The sequence below is a fragment of the bacterium genome, from assembly GCA_018812485.1.
Taxonomy (GTDB): domain Bacteria; phylum JAHJDO01; class JAHJDO01; order JAHJDO01; family JAHJDO01; genus JAHJDO01.
Window position 1 is genome coordinate 55559 of sequence record JAHJDO010000042.1, and the last position, 22708, is coordinate 78266.

At 34.1% G+C, this 22708-nt stretch carries 21 protein-coding genes; all 21 read left to right on the forward strand.

Features of this window, described 5'->3' with window-relative positions; all coding sequences use genetic code 11:
* Positions 1-12 precede the first annotated feature (12 nt).
* The 21 genes from KKC91_03345 to KKC91_03445 are packed head-to-tail and all read left to right on the forward strand — an operon-like array spanning position 13 to position 22665.
* Positions 13-822 carry a class I SAM-dependent methyltransferase gene (locus tag KKC91_03345; GenBank protein MBU0477587.1) on the forward strand — a complete coding sequence of 270 codons (810 nt, stop codon included), beginning with the start codon at positions 13-15 and terminating at the stop codon, positions 820-822.
* Entirely contained in the window at positions 819-2564 is a 1746-nt protein-coding gene (locus KKC91_03350) for a hypothetical protein (protein MBU0477588.1), read from the forward strand. Before KKC91_03345 ends, KKC91_03350 begins: the two co-directional genes overlap by 4 nt.
* A 19-nt stretch (positions 2565-2583) precedes the next feature.
* Positions 2584-3723: a glycosyltransferase gene (locus KKC91_03355; GenBank protein ID MBU0477589.1), complete on the forward strand. Its 1140-nt coding sequence runs from the start codon at positions 2584-2586 to the stop codon at positions 3721-3723.
* A gap of 14 nt (positions 3724-3737) precedes the next feature.
* Positions 3738-4664, forward strand: coding sequence for a GDP-L-fucose synthase (locus tag KKC91_03360; protein MBU0477590.1), 927 nt, complete (start codon positions 3738-3740; stop codon positions 4662-4664).
* The gene (locus KKC91_03365; GenBank protein MBU0477591.1) at positions 4661-5593 is read left to right on the forward strand and encodes an NAD(P)-dependent oxidoreductase; all 933 of its coding nucleotides are present in this window, start codon (positions 4661-4663) and stop codon (positions 5591-5593) included. The genes KKC91_03360 and KKC91_03365 overlap by 4 nt, the downstream gene beginning before the upstream one ends.
* A gap of 50 nt (positions 5594-5643) precedes the next feature.
* Entirely contained in the window at positions 5644-7152 is a 1509-nt protein-coding gene (locus tag KKC91_03370; protein ID MBU0477592.1) for a B12-binding domain-containing radical SAM protein, read from the forward strand.
* Entirely contained in the window at positions 7146-7976 is an 831-nt protein-coding gene (locus tag KKC91_03375) for a transketolase (protein MBU0477593.1), read from the forward strand. The genes KKC91_03370 and KKC91_03375 overlap by 7 nt, the downstream gene beginning before the upstream one ends.
* A gap of 4 nt (positions 7977-7980) precedes the next feature.
* Entirely contained in the window at positions 7981-8916 is a 936-nt protein-coding gene (locus KKC91_03380) for a 1-deoxy-D-xylulose-5-phosphate synthase (protein ID MBU0477594.1), read from the forward strand.
* Positions 8917-8940: 24 nt separating this feature from the next.
* Positions 8941-9933 carry a kinase gene (locus tag KKC91_03385; GenBank protein ID MBU0477595.1) on the forward strand — a complete coding sequence of 331 codons (993 nt, stop codon included), beginning with the start codon at positions 8941-8943 and terminating at the stop codon, positions 9931-9933.
* 3 nt (positions 9934-9936) lie between these two features.
* Complete coding sequence (locus KKC91_03390) at positions 9937-11136, forward strand: DegT/DnrJ/EryC1/StrS family aminotransferase (protein ID MBU0477596.1); 1200 nt, start codon at positions 9937-9939, stop codon at positions 11134-11136.
* Positions 11129-11701 carry an NUDIX hydrolase gene (locus KKC91_03395; protein ID MBU0477597.1) on the forward strand — a complete coding sequence of 191 codons (573 nt, stop codon included), beginning with the start codon at positions 11129-11131 and terminating at the stop codon, positions 11699-11701. Before KKC91_03390 ends, KKC91_03395 begins: the two co-directional genes overlap by 8 nt.
* Before the next feature lie 18 nt (positions 11702-11719).
* Positions 11720-12421 carry a nucleotidyltransferase family protein gene (locus KKC91_03400; protein MBU0477598.1) on the forward strand — a complete coding sequence of 234 codons (702 nt, stop codon included), beginning with the start codon at positions 11720-11722 and terminating at the stop codon, positions 12419-12421.
* Between the two features lie 39 nt (positions 12422-12460).
* On the forward strand, positions 12461-14569 hold the full coding sequence (locus KKC91_03405; GenBank protein MBU0477599.1) for a hypothetical protein: 2109 nt from the start codon (positions 12461-12463) through the stop codon (positions 14567-14569).
* A gap of 10 nt (positions 14570-14579) precedes the next feature.
* Complete coding sequence (locus KKC91_03410) at positions 14580-15530, forward strand: hypothetical protein (protein ID MBU0477600.1); 951 nt, start codon at positions 14580-14582, stop codon at positions 15528-15530.
* 59 nt (positions 15531-15589) lie between these two features.
* Positions 15590-16699 carry a hypothetical protein gene (locus tag KKC91_03415; GenBank protein ID MBU0477601.1) on the forward strand — a complete coding sequence of 370 codons (1110 nt, stop codon included), beginning with the start codon at positions 15590-15592 and terminating at the stop codon, positions 16697-16699.
* A complete protein-coding gene (locus KKC91_03420; GenBank protein ID MBU0477602.1) occupies positions 16700-18502 on the forward strand; it encodes a YfhO family protein in 1803 nt (600 codons plus the stop codon).
* A gap of 22 nt (positions 18503-18524) precedes the next feature.
* Positions 18525-19649, forward strand: coding sequence for an SDR family NAD(P)-dependent oxidoreductase (locus tag KKC91_03425; GenBank protein MBU0477603.1), 1125 nt, complete (start codon positions 18525-18527; stop codon positions 19647-19649).
* Positions 19646-20605, forward strand: a complete 960-nt coding sequence (locus KKC91_03430) for a GDP-mannose 4,6-dehydratase (GenBank protein MBU0477604.1) — start codon at positions 19646-19648, stop codon at positions 20603-20605. The genes KKC91_03425 and KKC91_03430 overlap by 4 nt, the downstream gene beginning before the upstream one ends.
* Before the next feature lie 19 nt (positions 20606-20624).
* Positions 20625-21347 (forward strand): NTP transferase domain-containing protein, encoded by a 723-nt coding sequence (locus KKC91_03435; GenBank protein ID MBU0477605.1) that lies wholly within the window; start codon positions 20625-20627, stop codon positions 21345-21347.
* Entirely contained in the window at positions 21344-22213 is an 870-nt protein-coding gene (gene rfbD / locus KKC91_03440) for a dTDP-4-dehydrorhamnose reductase (GenBank protein MBU0477606.1), read from the forward strand. Before KKC91_03435 ends, rfbD begins: the two co-directional genes overlap by 4 nt.
* Entirely contained in the window at positions 22210-22665 is a 456-nt protein-coding gene (locus KKC91_03445) for a dTDP-4-dehydrorhamnose 3,5-epimerase family protein (GenBank protein ID MBU0477607.1), read from the forward strand. Before rfbD ends, KKC91_03445 begins: the two co-directional genes overlap by 4 nt.
* The last annotated feature ends 43 nt before the right edge of the window (positions 22666-22708 follow it).

Below are 22708 nucleotides of genomic sequence, written 5' to 3' on the forward strand. Positions count from 1 at the left end.
GAAAGGGCTGAGATGAATACAGGAGAAAGACCTATTTCAGATTCATTTGAATCATTACCCTCGCTTATGAAAGAAACGTATAAACTTTGTATAGAATATGTCAAAAATAAAGACGTATTAGATATTGGCTGCGGTGAAGGTTATGTAGATCTGTATCTCAGTGATGTGGCTAAACATGTGGCTGGCATAGATGTTGATCAAGGAGTTGTAGACAAAGCAAATAAACTATTTTCCGAAAAAAATATGACTTTTTATAGAATGTCAGGTGATGATTTAAAATTCCAATCTAATTCATTTGATGTTATTATATCGTCGCAGTCTATTGAGCATATGAAAAATGATGAAAAATTCTTAAGCGAGGTACATAGGCTATTGAAAAACAATGGGATTTTTATTTGTACAACACCTAATAAACTTGCAATGGTTCCTCCGGGTGAAAAGATATATAATGATCCGTTTTATCCATTTCACGTTAGAGAATACATGCCCCATCAATTCTATGGTTTATTGAGCAAGTATTTCAGAGAAGTCAAAAAGGTCTGTTTTTATAATCCTGATCGAAGCCTAAAATTGATTAAAAATCCAAGAGCAAAATTTATTTATCGAATAAGCCGTTTTAGAATCGTTAGGTGGCTTGGCAGAAATTCACCGTTAAGCCTAAAAGAATTTATTTTGTTTTTTAGGCAGAAGGAGTTAAAACCAAAAGATATGGGAACAGCTGTTTGTGATTATAACGATAAGTTAGACCTAGTTCCAGAAGTTTTATGCGGTATATGTATAAAAATAGCCGAGAGGAATAAAAAGGGGAAAGATTCTGAATGAATATAAAACCTAATCAATATATTTTCTTTTTAATATTATACATAGTTTTACTAGCACTCGCGTTAGCCCCTTATTATATAAACAATACAATTATATTAGGTATGGAAGGCGACTATGTTTTGGATTTTTCCGCTCATTTAAGCAAATTTACTTTTATGTGGTTTCCCGTCTATGGCGTTGGTTTACAAAATATGTCTCCGAGCGGGACAGGTCTTAATATTCTTTTGCTTTGCTTAATTGAAAAGTTGACAGGAAGTATACCTATCACGAATTTTGTTTTAATATTTTCAATTTATTTCTTTCCCTTTTTAGCCATGTATTTAGTATGTAAGGCAATAAAAGCAACTCCTTTTACCTCGTTTGCTATAGCGCTCTTTTATGTTTTTAATCCTTTTGTACTTTATTATCTGACTTGCATAAATCAATGGAATGTTTTTGGTGTGACTGTAATGCCCATGTTTTTATGGGTTATCTTGAAGTACTATCATAGCAATTTTAAATTATTCTTTTTCTTTGGACTTATATCAGCGTGTTTTTCCTTTACTTATAGCAATCCCCCAATACTGGTAATAATACACATTTCAGTTGTGTTTTCCATGGTTATGGTGTCTTATTATCGTAATAAAAAATTTATCCTTTTAGAAATACTCAAAAAATATAGCATTGTAATTGTATCATTTATTGCATTCAATCTTTGGTGGATTTTGAACCTTTTTGTTGGGGCAGTAGCAACCGCGAAAGAAATATATTCAGCCTCGTGGGCGCACTCTTGGTTAAACACAACAGTAAGCGGGCATAGGCCTATCCTTGCCAGGATGTTTTCTATTACAACAATGATTGGAATTAACCCTTCATGGGACTTCTTTACGTGGTGGTATAGTACCATGCTTGCGAGATTAATTACTCTTGTCCCTATTTTTATGATAATTTATTTCGTGCTGATGGTTAAAAGTAAAAAAACGAGAAATTCATTAAATCTAGCAATTTTTAGCACATTATTACTTGTATTATTTTTTGTAAAAGGGAATGCAAGTCCGTTTGGTTTTATTTACGATTTAATGTTCAAACATCTCCCATTTTTTTATATCTTTAAATCTCCTGTGGAAAAATTTGGACTCCTCTATATATTTATTTTATCTGTGTTGCTGTTATTGATTATGAACGGTATTAAGGCTCATAAGTACTATAAACCAATCCTGTGTATATTTACAGTTTACTTAATCGTTTGCAGTGTACCTGTTCTTACAGGGAATATTATCCCCGATTATAATCTTGGCTCTTTGGGATATGGTTCGAGAAAGTATAAAGATAAAAATGGATACAGGCAGTTTAGAGAATCAGTTAATAAGGATAATTTCCAGTATAGAATTTTTAGTTTACCTGGTGTTGGAAACTATCAGGTATGTCTGCCTAACTATAACGGCAAGAAATACACCGGATTAGATCCTGTTCTCATGAATACTAATAAGCCTTTTATTGCGCCTTATAACGGAATAGGTGTACTATACAATAATATCTCTTCAGCTAAGTATGCAAAACTTTTGGGAATATATAATATCGGGAAAATAATGATTAATGAAGATCTTATACCATGGTTTGGAATCATGGAAAAGGAAAGCATTCCGGAATTAAAAACAATATTTGATAAATCCATGGCATCAAAAAAATGGGAAAACATAACTCTTTACAATAATGAAGATTATTTTTTGCCGCGTATTTACACTTCAGGTAATTCTAATTGAATTATAAAAGATTTTACATATGAGCAGGATAGACATTTTAGCATATAAAACGCAATCCTATGATACCGATTCCTTTATTGAAGATATTCTTCGTTATAGTAAAAACTCTGTTTTGTTAATATTCGACTTTGATGAAATAACGGTTCATCACAAACCTTCAAACATTAGTCTTAAAAATAAAACCATAAGATTTTTTAAAACTAAGAACCATAAGTTAAACTATTACCTTTCGCCATTATTGTTAGTAGTGCACATATTCATAATCTTCAAACTTTTTTTTGTGTTGTGCTATAAATATAGACCAAAAGTATGCTGGATAGAGAATTCTTATGTTGCATTAATCGTAGGATTTCTGCGTAGATTAGGTTTATGCAGCAAATCTATATATGGTGCAGGAGATTGGGTTGCGGTTGGAAGTAACAGGCAAAAAGTTTTGAGTTATGTGGGCAATAATTTTATTTTCCCGATTGTTGATTATTTAGCATGTAAATTCAATGATGTAGTTTTAAATCATACAGAAGAAATAGCCAAAGCGAGACATGAATTTTGGGGTAGGGAAATAGCAAAAAAAGAAAAATTATATGTCTATAAAATGCAGATTAAAACAAGAGATTCTTATAATAATAAACAGAGAAAAACCTTTTGTTTTATTGGAGACGTGAGAGAAGATTCTGGTCTGGATATAGCGATTAAATCTTTGGCTGATATAAGAAGGAAACAGAAATTTATTTTAAAAATTATTGGACCTCAACGGCAGTATTATAATTATATCAAAAAAACATCCATTAAGTATAATGTTAATAAATATCTCCAATTTCTCGGTTTTGTTGATACGGATAAATTAGTAGAAACATTATCTGATTGCTTTTGTGGGATCAGTTTGATAACGAGCAATAATAGTTATTCTGCTTATACCATTTCCGGGAAATTGATTCACTATCTTCAGTATTTATTACCCGTGATAGTTACAGAAGGGGCAGGAGCTTTTGTCCCAGTTATTAGGAATAACGAATTAGGGATTGTTATAGAACCAACAAAAGAGGCATTTATTAATGCGGTATTCACAATTTATGATGAGCAAGAGCAGTACAGACGGAATATTGTTAAGTATATTAATTCTTTGCCTGAAATTGATATTAAAGGATTGATTGAGAATTGAAAGTTTAAAGCTGTATGGATAAAGATACAAAAATTTATATTGCAGGTCATACCGGCTTGGTAGGATCAGCAGTTGTAACGGCATTTAAGAAAGAAAGATATAGAAATATAGTAACAAAGACTCATCAAGAACTTGATTTGTTACAGCAATCAGATGTTGAGAATTTTTTCAAAGCAGAAAGACCAGAATGCGTTATTTTAGCTGCAGCGAAGGTTGGGGGGATTAAGGCTAACATAGACTATCCAGCTCAATTCATCTATGACAATCTTACAATTCAGACCAATGTAATTCATTTATCATATAAGTATGGAGTTAAAAAACTTTTGTTTTTTGGAAGTGCGTGTGCCTATCCACGTGAGTGTTCCCAACCGATGAAGGAGGAATACTTGCTTTCAGGATATTTAGAGCCAACGAATGAGCCATATGCTGTTGCAAAAATTGCAGGAATAAAGCTATGCGAGGCTTATAATAAACAGTATAGCACAAATTTTATATGTGGAATTCCTGCCACTATTTACGGTCCCAATGATAATTTTGACCCTGATAATTCTCATGTAATTCCTGCTTTAATAGCTAAGTTTCATGAAGCCAAAGTAAAAAATTTACCTTCAGTTACAATCTGGGGCTCGGGAAAACCGCGTAGAGAATTCGTATACGTGGAAGAGGTTGCTGAGGCTTGTCTTTTTTTGATGCATAACTGCGATGAAGATGTTATCAATGTTGGATGTGGAGAGGATATATCTGTTAAAGATTTAACTCTGCTTATAAAAGATATTGTCAGATTTGAAGGAGAGATAACTTTTGACAGATCAAAACCTGATGGTATGTTGAAAAAACTTTTAGATAATAGTAAAATCAAAAGCTTAGGTTGGAAGGCGAATGTTAACCTTGAGGAAGGACTCAAGAGAACCTATGAGTGGTATAAAAAGGGCATAAAATGAAAATATTAGTTACTGGAGCTGCAGGATATATAGGCTCTGTATTAGTTCCTGAGTTGTTAAAGAACGAGCACAGCGTAATTGCCGTAGATAACTTTATGTACAATCAAGCATCTTTACTGAATTGTTGTTGTGATGAAAAGTTTACTTTGATTCGTGGAGATGCACGTGACAAAAGTTTAATTGCTAAATGTTTGAAAAAAGCGGATGTAATTATTCCATTAGCCTGTTTTACAGGGGCGCCTCTTTGTAAAAAGTATCCGTCTGAGGCTAGACTGGTAATTGTAGATGCTGTAAAGATGATATTGAAATTGCGCAGTAAAGAGCAAATAATTGTTTATCCTACTACTAACAGTGGTTATGGAATAGGACAAAAAGATGTTTATTGTACTGAAAAAACTCCTTTAAGCCCTGTCTCTTTATATGGAAAACTAAAAGTGGAAACAGAGAAAAACTTATTAGACTCAGGCAATACTATTACCTTAAGACTTGCAACAGCTTTCGGAATTAGCCCTCGTATGCGACTTGACCTTTTAGTTAATGATTTTACTTACCGTGCAGTAACAGATCATTTTATTGTTCTTTTTGAGGCGCATTTTAAGCGAAACTATATTCATGTTCGCGACGTGTCCAAGGCGTTTATTTACTCTTTGAGTAATTTTGAGCGAATGAAAAATGAACCCTATAATGTTGGCTTAAGTAATGCTAACTTAGATAAGTGGGAGTTATGTGAAGAGATTAAAAAACAAATTCCGGAATTTGTTTTTATTGAAGCAGAAATTGGAGAGGATCCGGATAAGAGGGATTATATCGTAAGCAATGAAAAAATTGAGAAGACAGGATTCAGGCCTGATGTATCTCTGCAAGATGGGATAACAGAATTAATAAAAGGATACCAGATTATCCAAAAAAATCAGTTTTCCAATATTTAGGTAGATTTACTGGCACTTATGTTCAGTAGAATTAAAGATGTGAGAGTGATATGAAAAGTTCAACAGATGTTTTATTTATAAATCCCGGTAATCATAAAAAAACATATCAAGGTTTATCAAAAGAATTCACAGCAATTGCTCCACCTGTCTGGACATCTTTATTAGCTAATTATATCCGCAAGGAGGGGTACAGCGCTGCAATTTATGATGTAAATGTTGAAGGCTGGGATAATGGCAAAGTGAAAGAGATAATAGCCGGATATAATCCTAATTTAGTTGTTATGATGGTTTATGGTCATCATCCGTCTGCTTCTACGCAAACAATACCGTCTGCAGGCCAAATAGCAAGAGACATAAAAATATATAACAGGGATATTCCGGTTGCAATGGGAGGAACGCACCCTTCTGCTTTACCTGAAAGGACGCTTGGAGAAGAAGATATTGATTTTGTGATACAGGGAGAAGGAGTATATACAATAAAAGGATTAGCAGACTGGACAAAAGGGAAGAGAGATATTAAGAAGATAAAGGGATTATGGTGCAAAAATGGGAACCTAACATCTTTCACAACACCGCCACCTGTTGTTGAAAACTTGGATGATGAGCTGGATAATTATGCATGGGATTTGTTACCTGAAATAAATAATTACAGAGCCCATAATTGGCACTGTTTTCAAGAATTTGAAAAAAGCAGGCAGGATGATTTTTTAGATGTCAGAACGCCTTATATCGCAATGAACACATCTTTGGGATGTCCCTACTCATGTAACTATTGCTGCATAAATGCGATATTTGGGAAACCTCGCATAAGATACTGGTCGTTAGATAGGGTTTTTTTATGGATTGATACACTTGTCAACAGATATAAAGTAAAGAGCATAAGATTTGATGATGAACTTCTTATATTATCTTCTAAAAGAATGGAGAGATTTTGTGATATGCTCATTGAAAGAAGTTACGACTTGAATCTTTTTGCGTATGGGAGAGTTGATACTATTCAGGAGAAACTTCTCGGGAAATTGAAAAAGGCAGGAGTGAATTGGATATGCCTTGGAATAGAATCTGCAAATGAAAAGGTGAGAGCAGGGGTAAACAAAAAGATAAAAAAAGATATAAAAGAAGTGGTTAGAATGATACAGAGTAATAATATAAATGTTCTCGGCAATTATATGTTTGGTTTGCCTGATGACAATCTGGAAACAATGGAAGAAACACTTCAACTGGCGATGGAATTAAATTGCGAATTTGCCAATTTCTATAGCGTAATGGCTTATCCAGGTTCAGCATTGTATGAATGGGCATCTAATAAGAACGGTTATTTACCAAAATCATGGGGAGCATTTTCTCAGCACAGTTATGAAACTCAACCTTTGCCTACCAAATATCTCCCAGCGAAAGACGTATTAAAGTTCAGAGATGAAGCATATTTAAGATACTTTGAAAATCCAAGGTATTTGAAACATGCAAAAGATAAGTTTGGACAAAAAGTAGAATCTCATATACAAAAGATGACGCAAATAAAATTAAAAAGAAAATTATTGGAGGAGAATTTATGTTAAAAGATTTTAGAAAATTGGAAGATAAAGCCCATTACATCTGCAATCAAGTTTTGGATATGTGTATTAAGGCGGGTACTGGACATGTTACATCTTCACTTTCGTGCGCAGAAATTCTTGTAGCGCTTTATTATGGAGGAATACTTAATTATGATGCTTCTAATCCTGAGTGGTGTGATCGGGATAGATTTGTCCTGAGCAAGGGACAAGCAAGTCCTATTTTGTATACAATATTGGCTGATGTCGGGTTTTTCCCAAAAACTAAACTGGCTAAGTTTGGCCAGGCAAATGGTGCTGTTGGAGTTCATATGCAGTGCGATGTTGCCGGAGTAGAAATTACTGCTGGTTCCCTGGGTCATGGTTTAGGGATTGGGGCAGGTATGGCACTTGCGGCAAGAATGGATAGAAAGCATTATCTGACTTTTGTTCTTTTGGGAGATGGAGAATGCCATGAAGGCTCAATATGGGAGTCTGCCATGTTTGCAGGTCATCACCAACTAAATAATTTAATTACCATAGTTGACAGAAATTGGCTTTGCGCTACGGACTTTACAGAAAATTGCGTTCGTCTCGATCCTATGGATGAAAAATGGAAAGCATTTGGTTTTGAGGTAGTTAGTATTAATGGGCATAGTTTTCAGGAAATCTTTAGTGCTCTTGATGGATTTCGTTCAAGGAGACTCCATAAGCCATTAATGATTATTGCAAACACGGTGAAAGGTAAGGGAATAAGTTTTATGGAAGATCAACCGTTATGGCATTCTGTAGCTCCCAAAGGCAAAGACGCTAAAAGAGCAAAAATTGAGTTAAGTAAAAGAGGAGAGTAAAAAAATGGCAAGTATTACGATGAGGGATGCATTTTTTAATAAATTATATGAAATTGCTAAGAATGATAGAAATGTTATTGTTGTTAGTGCTGATATGGGAGCTCCAAGTCTTGATAAGTTTAGAAGGGACTTACCTTCTCAATTTATCAATGTTGGTATAGCTGAACAAAATATGGTGACTGTTGCGACAGGTTTAGCTCTAACTGGCAAAAATGTTTATACTTACGCCATCATGCCGTTTGCTTCATTGCGATGTTATGAATTTATAAAAGTTGATTTTTCTCTTATGAATATTGGTGTGACCACTATAGGTGTTGGTTCAGGCTTTGGTTATCCTGATTCAGGACCTACCCATCATTCTACAGAGGATATCTCTGCTTTGCGTGCGCTTCCAAATATGACGATACTAAATTCGTCTAGTAACCGGATGGTAGAAAAGTTTACGGAGATATCATATAACATGTCAACTCCATGCTACATCAGGTTAGATAGAGGATTAGTGCCTGAAGTTTATGATAAAAGCGAAAATTTCTCCAATGGATTAGCAATGCTTAAAACAGGCAAAGACCTGTATATAATTGCAACCGGGAATATGGTTGATCAAGCATTTAAAGTTGTTAAAAAGCTATCAGAACATTCTATAGATGCAGGGATTATCGATTTATATAGAATAAAGCCTATTAATACAAAATTACTCATAAAATACATAAAAAACGCGCATCGAATAGTAACATTGGAAGAACATTTTCTTGCTGGGGGAATGGGGTCTGCTGTTGTGGAAAATTTAACTGACAATGGGATAAGTATTCCAATTAAACGTATTGGGGTTCCGGATAAATATTATTATGCTTATGGCAATAGAGATGACATAAATCTTGAGTGTGGATTGGATACAGAGACTGTTGCTAAAATAATTTTAAAATGGGTAAAAAAGATCTAACTAGGTAAACAAACTGACAAAATAATGATTATTAGCAGAACTCCATTTCGAATCTCTTTTTTTGGAGGTGGAACTGATTATCCTGTCTGGTATAGAGAGAATAGCGGAGCAGTTCTTTCAACAACTATAGATAAATATTGTTATATAACTTGTCGGCGACTCCCTCCTTTCTTTGAATACAAGCACAGAATTGTCTATTCAAAGTACGAACATGTTAACGAAATAGATGAAATTGTGCACCCTGCCGTTAGAGAGGCATTTAGATTTATGGATATTAAGGATGGATTAGAGATACATCATGACGGGGACCTCCCCGCGCGATCCGGTCTAGGATCGAGTTCGTCTTTTACTGTAGGGTTATTGCATGCTCTATATGCTTTAAAAGGGGAAATGGTTACAAAAAAACGCTTGTCTCTTGAAGCTATTCATATTGAGCAGGAGATGATAAAAGAAAATGTAGGTTCACAAGACCAGGTGAGTGTAGCGTTTGGAGGCCTAAATAAGATTGAATTTTCCGGTAATCATGATATTGAAGTCAGACCCATAACTATAAGAGAGCCGAGGTTGCAGGAATTGCAGGATTGTTTAATGCTATTTTTTACTGGTTTTACAAGGATAGCTTCAGATGTAGCAGGAGATAAAATATCTCAAATCCCAAATAAAAAGAAGGAACTTAATATATTGCATGATATGGTTAATAACGCTATAGATATCTTAAATGGAAACTATGACCTTGTTGAATTTGGCAAATTGCTTGATGAAAGCTGGAAAATTAAGAAAAGTTTGTCTAGTAAAGTATCAAACAGGAACATAGACAATATTTATGAGAGCGCAATTAAGGCTGGTGCAACTGGTGGGAAGATTTTAGGCGCTGGTAGTGGGGGCTTTATTTTGTTTTTTGTGAGGCCTGAGAAAAGAGATAGAGTAAAGAAAGCATTAAGTCCTTTATTGCACGTGCCTTTTCGTTTTGATAAAACAGGAAGCCAGATTATTTATTATAGTGAAAGCGGAGTGTAATAAGTGAAAATTCCTTTTGGAACAATTTCTATAACGAAAAAATCCAGAGAATTAATAAAAGAAATTCTCAAATCAAATAGATTATCCAGTGGGAAGCACGTAAGAGAATTCGAAAAAAAATTCGCAAAACTTATAGGCACAAAAGAAGCGATTGCGGTTAGCAGTGGAACTGATGCTCTTGTGTTAGCATTGGCAGTGTTATATGAATTTGGCGCAAGACGGGGAGACGAGATCATAGTTCCAGCCCTATCGTTTGTAGCAACAGGCAATGCTGTGTTGCATGCTGGGTTTACTCCTGTTTTTGTGGATATTAATAAAAAAACTTTAAATATTGACTGTTCTAAGATTGAAGGCGTTATTACAAAAAAGACCAAAGCGATTTTGCCTGTTCATTTAATGGGGAAGCCTGCAGATATGGATACCATAAATAGTATTGCAAAAAAACACAATCTCTATGTAATTGAAGATGCAGCAGAGGCGCACGGAGCAGTCTATAAGAACAAAAATATAGGCACTATAGGGGATATGGCTGCATATAGTCTTTATGTTGCGCACATAATCAGTACTGTAGAAGGAGGCATTATTACTACAGATAATCAGAACTTTGCTGAAACAATAAGGTCATTAAGAAGTCATGGGAGAGCATGTAAGTGTGAAAGCTGTGTGCTTAATACTGCATCTGCTTATTGTCCAAAGAGGTTTAAGTATAAAGATAATGCAGATATTAGATTTATATTTGAACGAGTCGGTTTTTCATCTAAGATGAATGAGATGGAGGCAGCAATAGGGATCGGGAACCTGGATATATATAATGATATTCTTAGCAGAAGAAGAGAAAATCTTTATTATCTTATAAAAAAATTCAAAAATTTTGAACCCTATATGGCAACAATAGAAAAGGAATCTTATGAGGAGATAGGGCCACACGCTTTTCCCATGATTATTCAAGAGGGTGTAAAATTTACCCGTAATCAGCTTGTAACTTTTCTAGAAAAAAATGAGATTGATACAAGAAGCTTGTTCTCTTCTATGCCCACGCAATGTCTTGGCTTTAAATTCTTGGGTTATAAAGAAGGAGATTTTCCAAATGCTGAGTACATAGGAGAACATGGGATTCATATAGGAGTCCATCAGGATTTAGATAAAGAGAAATGCGATTACATTATTAATACAATAGGAAAATTTTTATCAAAAAATGGCTAGGACGTCTAAAAAAGTACAACCATGGCAACTATTGTCTACTAAAGAGTTGTTTGCAGTTTCTCCCTGGATTAAAGTTTATGAAGATACGATAAAACTTCCCAGTGGGAGAATCGTTGAGGATTATTATCGGATTGCACTTCCTGAATATGCAATGATTTATGCTCAGAGAAAGGATGGAAAGGTTCTCTTTGAACGACAATATAAACATGGTCTTGGGAAAATAACACTTGTTTTGCCAGCAGGAGCTCTGGAAAAAGGGGAAAGGGCTATTGAAACTGCAAAAAGAGAACTGCTTGAAGAAACAGGTTACCAGGCAGGTAGATGGAAATATGTTGGGTCATTTTTAGTGAATGGAAATAAAGGATGCGGAAGAGCTCACTTTTTTATTGCAAAAGAACTAGAAAAGATTTCTGAGCCGGTAATTGATGATATGGAGGAACCTGAAATTGTGTTTATTTCTGAGCATTCTATCATGAAGGCAATATTTAACGGTGAAATTTCTACTCTTGCTACTGCGTCTTTAGTAGCAATTGCAACAAACCCCGCTATATCCCAAATCTATTAGATAAATAAAGATAGAATAATGAAAGCTATTATTTTGGCAGGCGGATTTGGTTTGCGTTTACGTGGAACCGTTAAGAATTTACCAAAACCAATGGCTCCGATAACCGGAAGACCTTTCCTTGAATACTTAGTATTACAGCTTAAAAAATGGGGAATTAACGAAATAATACTTGGGGTAGGATATCTAAAAGGAAAAATTAAATCTTATTTCGGTAATGGCAAACAGTGGGATGTGCATATTATATATTCTGAGGAAAATAAGCCCTTAGGAACAGGGGGAGCTATCAAGAAGGCGGTTGAATTAATAGATGATGATGAGTTTTTGGTAATGAATGGAGATTCTTTTCTTGATTTGGATTTCAATCGGATTATTAGTTTTCATCGGAAACAAAAAGCAGTAGCTACTATAGGTATAACCTGTGTTGATGATTTAAGCCGTTATGGTAAGGTAGAAATTAATAGTAAAAACGAGGTAATTAAGTTTGTTGAAAAAGATTCTGATGTGGGCAGATTTATTAATGGAGGAGTGTACGTCTTCACTCGTAAGATTATTAATTGCATTCCTATGGGTAAAGTTTCTTTGGAACATGATGTTTTACCTGCCCTTATCAATCAAGGATTATATGGTATGATAACAAAAGGGTTCTTCGTAGATATAGGCGTGCCTCAGGATTTCTTTGACCTATGCAAAAATCCCGAAAAGTTATTGAATGCTGTATGAAAAATTAAGGTAACGTAATTAAAAATGTGCGATTTCTTTATGAGAGATAAACAAGGATTATTGGCTTTAATAATAGGTGTTTGTCTTTTATTTTGCCTTACTACAAGTTCTTTTTCTGAGTCGACATTAGTTGAAGGCAATAGTGACTTGATTGTTTTTACTTATACTAAGTATTTAGATGGTAAGCCAGTTTTAATTTTTAGTGAACAAGTATCAGAAAAGTTATCCAATCTACTCAATAAAGTCGATAATATAGTATTTTGTGATAGTACCCGGCAGGATTTGGCGCTGAAGTTAATTAAGGGAAAGTCAGAGGCAGAAGTTTGGCAGAGAATGAAGAGCTCTGAACCTGAGATAGCGTACATATTTACAAAAGATGGGGAATTCTATGTGCCAGAAACCATTAAAAATTATGAGTTAAAGGTAAAACTAAAGCCAAAGGCAGTAGAATCCCGCGTTTACATAAGACCAAAGATACTATCTGACACTTCCCTTCTTGATTCTGGAGCACAACATATGCCTCACGAAGATTTTCCAGATATTATACTTCAAGGAACTCCCGTATTATTCACCAAAGATATAGAGGCGGATTTAGAAGAATTTCCTGCTTTTAAGCTGGAAGCAGAATTTGAGAACAAGGGATCAAGTAAGTTACTTATATACCTCGGAATTGATTATACAGGAGATAATATTATTGATAGTTGTCTGAAATTCGAAGATGTGAGTGTGTGTGAATATAATATTTTTGAATTGGCAAAAACTAAATGGAAAAAGTTCAATAAATTTGTATTAAAAGAAATCTGCTTTCAGATTTTGCCTGAGGATAAAAAAAAGAATGAGAAAGAAAAAGCAGAAGCAGGGATTTTTAGGATAAAAGATATAAGTTTATTTAACGAGAATTCATTGGCCGTAGTGGAAAAAAAGTATCAGAGAGCTCAATTGAAATTTCAAGAAGTGAATGCTAAATCCAGCATTATAGAAAAGGATGATACAATTAATATCTCTGTTTGCGTTGAGGATGAACCTGTAGAGAAGGATCACAAAAAAAAGAGAACCGGGAAGATAAAGATTCAAGTTCCGCTAGAGATAAGAAATTTCCATTATTTTTCATTTAATTATGAATTAGAGGATCCGGAATTTCAGGATATTAAACTTGCAATTTCAATAAATAAGGAGAATAAAAGAAGGACAATTGGTATTCCTGCAAGCCGGTATACAAAACTTAGAGAAACCCAAAAGATAGAAGTCAATCTTAAAAGGATAATCCCTAAAGGATATGAAGTTGAAGATTTAATTATTATACTTGAGCAGAAAGAACTTGATGAAAATGTTTCTCGAAAAAATAAGTGGCGTCGATTTCAGTTGGCTAATCTCCAGTTATACGAGAAATTTCCTTATTCTTTAAAAACAGAGCAGGGAAAAGAAAATTTTTTATCTTTGTTATCAATAGTAAATCCACCTCTTGTAAAAATAGATAATCAAATTTTCCACTTAAATGATTTTGTAAGTTGGAAAAATTTCAAAGATTTAGAAAACAATATTTTGCTAAAGAAATTCGCATTTTCAGTGGGAGAGCATAAGTATGAAAAATTTGAAAATGAAACTTTAGATGTTGAATGGGTGATAATAGAACCAGAGGGCGGAGGACAGAGGACAGAGGGCAGAAATGGACCAGAGATTACGTTTAAAAAGATAAATCCTGTAAAATATTTGGTAAAGGTTAAAGGAGCAAAATCTGCTTTTTGGATGGTGTTTAGTGAGAGTTTTCATAAGCAGTGGAAACTTTATAAAATCAAAAATCAAAAATCAAAAATCAAAAATTTATTTGATGAAATTGTGGCGGATTATCCGGAATTAGGAGTAAAAGAAGCAAAGAAACTTGTAAAGTTTATTCCTCAGGATATAAACTTTTTATTTGAAAAACCATTAGAAGCGTCACATCAACTGGTTAATACTTATGCCAATGGTTGGTATATAGAGCCAAGAAAACTGGGATTAGGAGAGGATTTTGTTTTGACAATATATTTCTGGCCTCAAAGTTTATTTTATCTTGGACTTGGAATATCTGGGCTAACGTTACTTTGTTGTTTAATTTATTTGACATATAGATGTTTTCCCTTCTCTGTCAAGAGAAGGGGTAGGAGGTGAGTTAAAAACAGTGAAACAAAAAATTAGATATATAATTTTCATTGTTTTATTAGGTTTTGTTATAGGTTTTTTATATAACCACATCGTAATTCAAGACTCTTATAGGAAAGATCTGTTCTGCTATAAGAATAGTATTAAATTACATAATTCAGAATACATTAACCTAACCTACATAATTCGTTATAAAGAAACCCTGCTTCTGAAAATAGTTTCTTCATCTGCAAAAAAAACAATTGTTTTTAATAATAAAGTTTTAACCCCGTATAAAACACAAAAACACTTTAGAAAATTAAATAATCTTTTCGTGAAAGAATATTATACGAAACCTATTGATTATGTTCTTATCCCAGCAGATATAGTAAATGTCGGAAAGAATTTACTCAAAATATCATTCCTGCAAGATGTTCGTGATTGCGTAACAATAAAAATGGGGAATTACCATCGCAATACTAATGATCAGATATTTATCTTATTTAAAGATTCTCATGTTTTGCCCTTAAAGAAAAGCTCTATTACATATCTATATTCAGCCTTGATTGTCTTATCTCTATCTTTGTTATTAGCGTGGATATCGAAAATTTTATTTATTAGAAGACTAGGAACGAAAAAGGATGATATTTATTTAAAGATTCTCATTTTCTTTCTACCTGCGAATATTTTATTTTTTCCAGCATATATAATCCCAAGAATAGTTGAGCTGAGATTATTTACTACAGCAAGGTTTTTTTATATGCTACAAGCAGTTTCGTTAGGTATTATGTATTCTATATTTTTATATAATTGTAATAAGGGAATAATAATTGAAAATATTGAGAAATCGTATGCAGACTTAAGAAAGGGGTTTTTGCCAGTACATGCTTTTATGATTGCTATAACCATTATAATTATACGCTGTCTAAGATATTTGCGCTCACGAATGATATCACTTTGGCAGTCTATTTCGCGTGTCTTGGATACTTAGAATTTAGGTTTGTGAAGAGCAAGAAAAAAGCGGGAAAAAGAATAAGGGATATATAAACAATGAAACGGAAAGTTAGATATATAATTTTTTCTGGTTTATTAAGTCTAATTATAAGTTTTTTCTATAACTGCAGCGTAATTCCAGATTCTTATGAGAAAGAGCTGTTCTTCTATGAGGATAGTATTAAGTTACGTGATTCAAAATACATTAATATGACCAACCTAATTCCTTATAAAGAAACCTTGCTTCTGAAAATAGCCTCTTTATATAAAAGGAAGACAATTATTTTTAATAATAAAATTTTAATTCCGTATAAAACAAAAAAATATTCCAGGAAATTAAAGAATCTTTTCGTGAAAGAATATTATATAAAACCTGTTGATTATGTTCTCATTACAGCAGATATAGTAAATGTCGGAAAAAATTCACTCAAAGTATCTTTCCCTCGAGATGTTCGTGATTGCGTAACAATAAAAATAGGGAATTACCATCGCAATACTAATGATCAGATATTTATCTTATTTAAAGATTCTCATGTTTTGTCCTTAAAGAAAAGCTCTATTACATATCTATATTCAGCCTTGATTGTCTTATCTCTATCTTTGTTATTAGCGTGGATATCGAAAATTTTATTTATTAGAAGACTAGGAACGAAAAAGGATGATATTTATTCAAAGATTCTCATTTCCTTTCTACCTGCGAATATTTTATTCTTCTCGACATATATGATCTCAATGACAGCTGATTTAAAACTATTTGTAACATCGGGTTATTTTTATATGCTGCAGATGATTTCATTGGGTATTACGTATTCTATATTTTTATATAATTGTAATAAGGAAATAATAATTGAAAATATTGAGAAATCGTATGCAGATTTAAGAAAGGGTTTTTTGCCAGTACATGCTTTTATGATTGCTGTAATCGTTATAATTACACGCTGCTTAAGATATCTGCATTCACGGACGATACTATTCTGGCGGTGGTTAAAGTCAAGGTCATTCAGTGATAAATGTGTAATTCTATTTATGTTCCTTCTCATTGTCTGTACTTTACTATTAATTGCACATTTAGAAATAGCGGCAGAGCAGCTGGCAAGTATTGCGTATCTTGCATTGTGTTTTGGTGTCATTATTAAGTTGGTAAAATCAGTAAGAGAAAAAGATTGAATGAATAATAAATTATATAATTTGATAGCGATAATTCTCTTCACAATTCTTGCTCTTATAGTTACCTTTCCTGTTATATTTAATATGAGTAAACTAATCTATGGTTATCCTGATGATACAATTGGAACTTTATCTTGTATTTGGTATTATAAGTTTGCAGTTCTTCATCATTTTAATCCATGTATAAATTTTCACGTTGGTTTTCCTTTTGAAGAATCCTCTCTTGGCTCTGGTGCGATTATTGAGAAGATAATAACAGGTCCTATAGCGATTTTAACTAGTGAAATATTTACATGGAACTTGTTTAGTATTTTGAATTTTGCTTTATCTGCAATTCTAATGTATAGCCTGGTAAGGTATTTGACAGACAACAAAATATCAGCCTTTATCTCAGGAATTATATACGGTTTTTGCCCTCATATTTGTATGCAGTCATTTAATCATATACAGATTGCTGCAATTCAGTGGATGCCTCTCTACATTTTATTTCTTATGAAATTATTATTTGAGAAAAATTATAAAAATGCACTCTTTTGCGGAATTTTCTATGCATTAGTCCTGTTGTCAAACGCATACTATGGCTATTACATGCTTTTGTTTACAGTGATATTTATTGTCTTCTTAGTATTAAAACATATCAAAAATCCAGGAGCAGTGATAAAGAAAAATAGATTCAAAATATTGAAATTAGCTGGTGTAGGCTTTTTAACTTCATTAATTATTATTATTCCATATGAATACAAAATAATTAAGCCAATTTTTTCAAAAGACAAGAATAATCCAGCTGTGTTCAATCGGCCACTACAGGGATTGATATTTTCCGCAGCCCGACCCAAGGATTTTCTGCTTCCTCCGCGTACAAATCCTGTGCTCAAGAATATATCCAAGCCATTTATGTCTCCTGATTTCGGCAGTATGATAGACCATACCTTGTATCTTGGATATACACCGCTAATTCTATCCATTATAGCAGCAGGCTTTTGGTGGAAAAGAAGGGAAAAGGAAAAAGGGAAAATGGGGAAGTTTAATTTTGTTGTACCATTTTTCGTGGCAGTCTTCTTCGTCTTTGGAATTATGTCTTCTCCGCCGTGGATTCCTATTGGCGCAGCGAAGCTGAACAGCGCGCCATTCAAGCTTCCAATGCCGTCATATTTTCTTCATAAAATATTCCCAATGTTCAGGTATTACTCAAGAATGGTTGTTGTAATGATGATATCATTGAGCGTCCTTTCGGGAATTGGGATAAAATTCTTATTAGAAAAATTTAAAATTAAAAATTTAAAATTAAAAATTATTTTTGCAGGTATAATTTTTGTCTTAATAGGAATTGAGTATGTAAATATTCCGCCATTTCATTACTTTGATTCAACACCGCCGGAGGTGTATACATGGCTGGCAAAACAGGATGGAGAGTTTAGCTCTGCTATTGCTGAATATCCGATGCTTGCCGGAAGAACGCCGGAATATGGATATCTGTTCTGGCAGAGGGTACATAAGCAGAAACTTGTTAATGGAGGAGACAGGGCTCGTTTAATGAAGCTCCTATACATTGATAATTCCAAAATCGTCAATCAGCTTAGAGAATGGGGAGTTAAGTATGTGATTATCCATAGGGACTTATACAAAGATTATGAGAAAGACTACAATATTCCTATGCCGATTATTGATGAAGAGAAACTTGGTTTGAGGCTGATAAGGGCTTTTGATCAGAAAAAGAACAAAAATTACAAAGAACAGTATTTTTCTCCGAACATGTATTTTGACAAATTCTTTGGCAAAACAGATGTATATAAGATAAAATAAGAAAACTTAGGAGAAAGGTATTATGCGAGAACTGGTTTTAGTAACAGGCGGTGCGGGGTTTATTGGCTCATATATCGTTGATGAATTGGTGAAAAGAGGTTATAGAGTCAGAGTGCTGGACAATCTTGATCCTCAGGTGCATGGAGATAATGCAGATGTTCCGGGATACCTTAATAAAGAAGCAGAGTTTATAAATGGAGACGTTCGAAGTCCGGATGATGTCAGAAAAGCAATAGAAAATGTTGAGATAATTTTTCATGAGGCTGCTGCTGTCGGTGTCGGGCAGTCAATGTATGAAATCAGAAAATATATGGATGTTAATACGCTTGGTACTGCTAATTTGCTTGAACAGATAATAAAGTGTAAAGGCAAAGTCAAAAAACTCATCGTAGCGTCCTCAATGTCAATATACGGAGAAGGCGAGTATGAATGCTCTAAATGTGGCAGAATATCACCAAAATTGAGACTTGTTGCTCAGTTAGAAAAAAGGCAGTGGGAGATGAAATGTCATATCTGCGGGGAAGAGGCTAAACCAATTCCTACTAATGAAGAAAAACCTTTAAATTCTACATCGATTTATGCGATATCAAAAAAGGACCAAGAAGAGATGTGCTTATGCATTGGAAGAGCGTACAACATACCGACAGTTGCCCTAAGATATTTCAATACATATGGCCCAAGACAGGCTTTATCAAATCCATATACAGGAGTTGCTGCTATTTTTTCATCCAGACTTCTTAATAATCATACTCCAATAATATATGAGGATGGTCTTCAGAGCAGGGATTTTGTGCATGTTGGTGACATTGTACAGGCAAATATGCTTGCAATGGAATCTGGCAATGCTAATTATGAAATGTTTAATGTGGGAACAGGAAGAAGACTATCTATTCTGGATATAGCAAATGCGCTTATGAGCAGGCTGAATTTTAATGGAAAACCTGATATCACTTATCAGTTCAGAGAGGGAGACATCCGTCACTGCTATGCTGATATTTCTAAAACAAAGGAAAAACTCGGATATTCTCCGAAACATAAATTTGAGGACGGAATTGAGGAGCTTGTAAACTGGGTAAAAGAACAGCATGCGGAGGATAGAGTCGAACAGGCAAAAGTAGAGCTTGAAGAAAGAGGATTAACAAGATGAATGTGTTAGTTACAGGTGGTTGTGGATTTATTGGTTCGCACCTTGCTGAAAAATTACTCGGTATTGGGCATGAAGTTTATGTAATAGATGACTTATCAACAGGTAATATTGGAAATATAGAACATCTTCTCACCAATCCAAAGTTTCATCTCAATAAAGACACAATCACAAATGAGTCACTGCTTAGTTTAATAGTGGATAAAGTGGATGTAATATATCATCTGGCAGCTGCGGTTGGCGTGCAACTTGTTGTAGAAAGTCCTATCAGGACAATTCAAACTAACATACATGGAACAGAAGTTGTATTGAAAGTTGCAGCAAAAGAGAATAAAAAAGTACTAATTACATCTACATCAGAAGTATATGGAAAGAGTGAGAAAGTACCATATAAAGAAAATGAAAACTTATTAATTGGCACTCCAACACTGGGAAGATGGAGTTATGCGTGTTCTAAGGCACTAGATGAATTTTTGGCAATGGCATATTGGAAGGAAAAGAAATTACCTGTAGTTATAGCAAGACTCTTTAATGTAATTGGTTCAAGACAAATAGGTCAATATGGAATGGTTGTCCCAAGGTTCATAAGGCAGGCTTTATCAGGAAAGCCGATAACTGTATATGGGGATGGTAATCAGACACGTTGTTTTACGTATGTTGAGGATGTGGTTAATGCCATAATTGCTTTAATGGAAAATGATAAGGCTATTGGTGAAGTATTTAATATTGGAAGTACTGAGGAGATAAGCATAGAAAATCTAGCAAAGAAAATAAAACAGTTGACAAATAGTTCTTCAGAAATAATTCATATTTCTTATGACCAAGCGTATGAACATGGTTTTGAAGATATGCGTAGAAGAATACCTGATATATCTAAATTAAAAAATCTTATAGGTAATTTTTTAAAACATGGATTGGATGAGGAATTGAATTTAATAATAAAAGATTTCAAGTTTTGAATTAAAACAGGGAGATGTTATGAAAGGAATAATTTTATCAGGCGGCACAGGCACAAGACTTTATCCTCTGACAAAGGTTATTAATAAGCATCTCTTGCCTGTTGGGAAAAAGCCTATTATTTATTACGCAATTGAACAACTGGTTAATGCCAATATTACTGAAATCTTAGTGGTTACCGGTGTTGACCACATGGGGGATATGGTTAATACGCTTGGCAGTGGAAAAGAGTTTGGATGCGAATTTACGTACAAGGTTCAGGATGAAGCTGGCGGCATTGCGCAGGCAGTAGGGCTTGGAGAAAGGTTCTCAGAAGGGAATAAGATTATTGCAATATTGGGAGATAATCTGTTTGAAGAAGATTTAAGCATTTATATTAATGAATACAGAAAACAGAAAACAGGCGCGAAGGTTTTTTTGAAAGAGGTAAAAAATCCCAGACGATTCGGTGTAGCAGAAATTGTTGATAATAAGATCAAGGGAATTGAAGAAAAACCAAAAATACCTAAAAGCAAGTATGTGGTAACAGGAGTGTATATGTACGATAGAAGAGCATTTGAGATAATCAAGGGATTGAAGCCCTCTGCAAGGGGAGAACTTGAGATTACAGACGTAAATAACAAATATATAGAACAGGGAGATATGACATATCATGTTCTAAAAGGATGGTGGATAGATGCCGGCACATTTGAATCGCTAAAAAAGGCTAATGAGCTAATTGAAAAAAGGAAGTGTGAGAGTTGAAAGTATTATTAACCGGTTCAAAAGGTATGCTTGCGGAAGAATTTATTTCTGAGTGCCGGAACAGGAAGGATTACACAATTACTGCTCCTGAGGAAGAAGAATGCAATATAACCGATATCTCTTCTATCAAAAATGCAGTGAATAGCATTAATCCTCAGGTGCTGATAAATTGTGCCGCGTATACTGATGTTGATGCATGTGAGAGGAATCAAGAAAAAGCATTTAGTGTTAATGGTGAAGGAGTAAAAAATCTTGCACAGGTCTGCAGGGAGAATGGTATACTGCTTGTTCACTTCTCTACGGATTTTGTATTTGACGGCGAGAAGAAATTTTCATACACAGAAGAAGATAAACCGAATCCACTCAATATATATGGAGAATCTAAGCTTTTGGGAGAACAGTACCTGTTAAATTCACATATCAGATTCTTTTTGATAAGAACTTCATGGATGTATGGAAAGGGAGAGAAGAACTTTGTAAAAGCTGTTATAAGTAAGGCAATTAATCACTCTGAGATCAAAGTTGTTGATGATCAAATTGGGAATCCTACTTGGGCAAGGGATATTGTTGATATAACCTTGAGATTACTTGAGACAAAACAATATGGAATATATAACTATTCAAATGAAGGAGAGTGCAGCTGGTATGGGTTTGCTTGCGAGATTATAAAGATTCTTCAGAATTCAGAAAACAAGTTTCATAATACAAAGGCAATACCGATTAAAAGCGCTCAATTAAAAAGAGCGGCAAAGAGGCCTGCATATTCTGCGCTAAATAAAAGTAAAATTAAGTCTGCGGTCGGTATTGATGTTCCACATTGGAGGGAAAGTTTAAAAAAGTTCTTAATAGAGGGGAGTGAATTATGATTAATGGTGTTAAAATAAAAAAACTAAAGGCAATTCCTGACGAACGCGGTCATGTTATGGAGATATTCAGGGAGGATGATGAAATTTTTTCCAGGTTTGGACAAGTCTATATAACTACTGCTTATCCTGGTGTTGTTAAAGCATGGCATTATCATAAGAAACAGACAGATAATTTTGCATGCATCAGAGGGATGATGAAAGTAGTTCTTCATGACAGCAGAACCGGTTCTCCTACAAAGGGAGAGATTAATGAATTTTTTATAGGAGAGCATAATAACTTGCTTATACAGATCCCTAAAATGGTAACGCATGGTTTTAAATGCATAAGTGAATACGAGGCCATAATACTTAATTGTCCTACAGAATGTTATAATCACAAAAATCCTGATGAATACAGAATGGATCCGCATAAAAGCGATATTCTATATGACTGGAGCAGGAAAAACGGCTGATGAAAATGAATATATTGGTTACTGGTGGATGTGGTTTTATAGG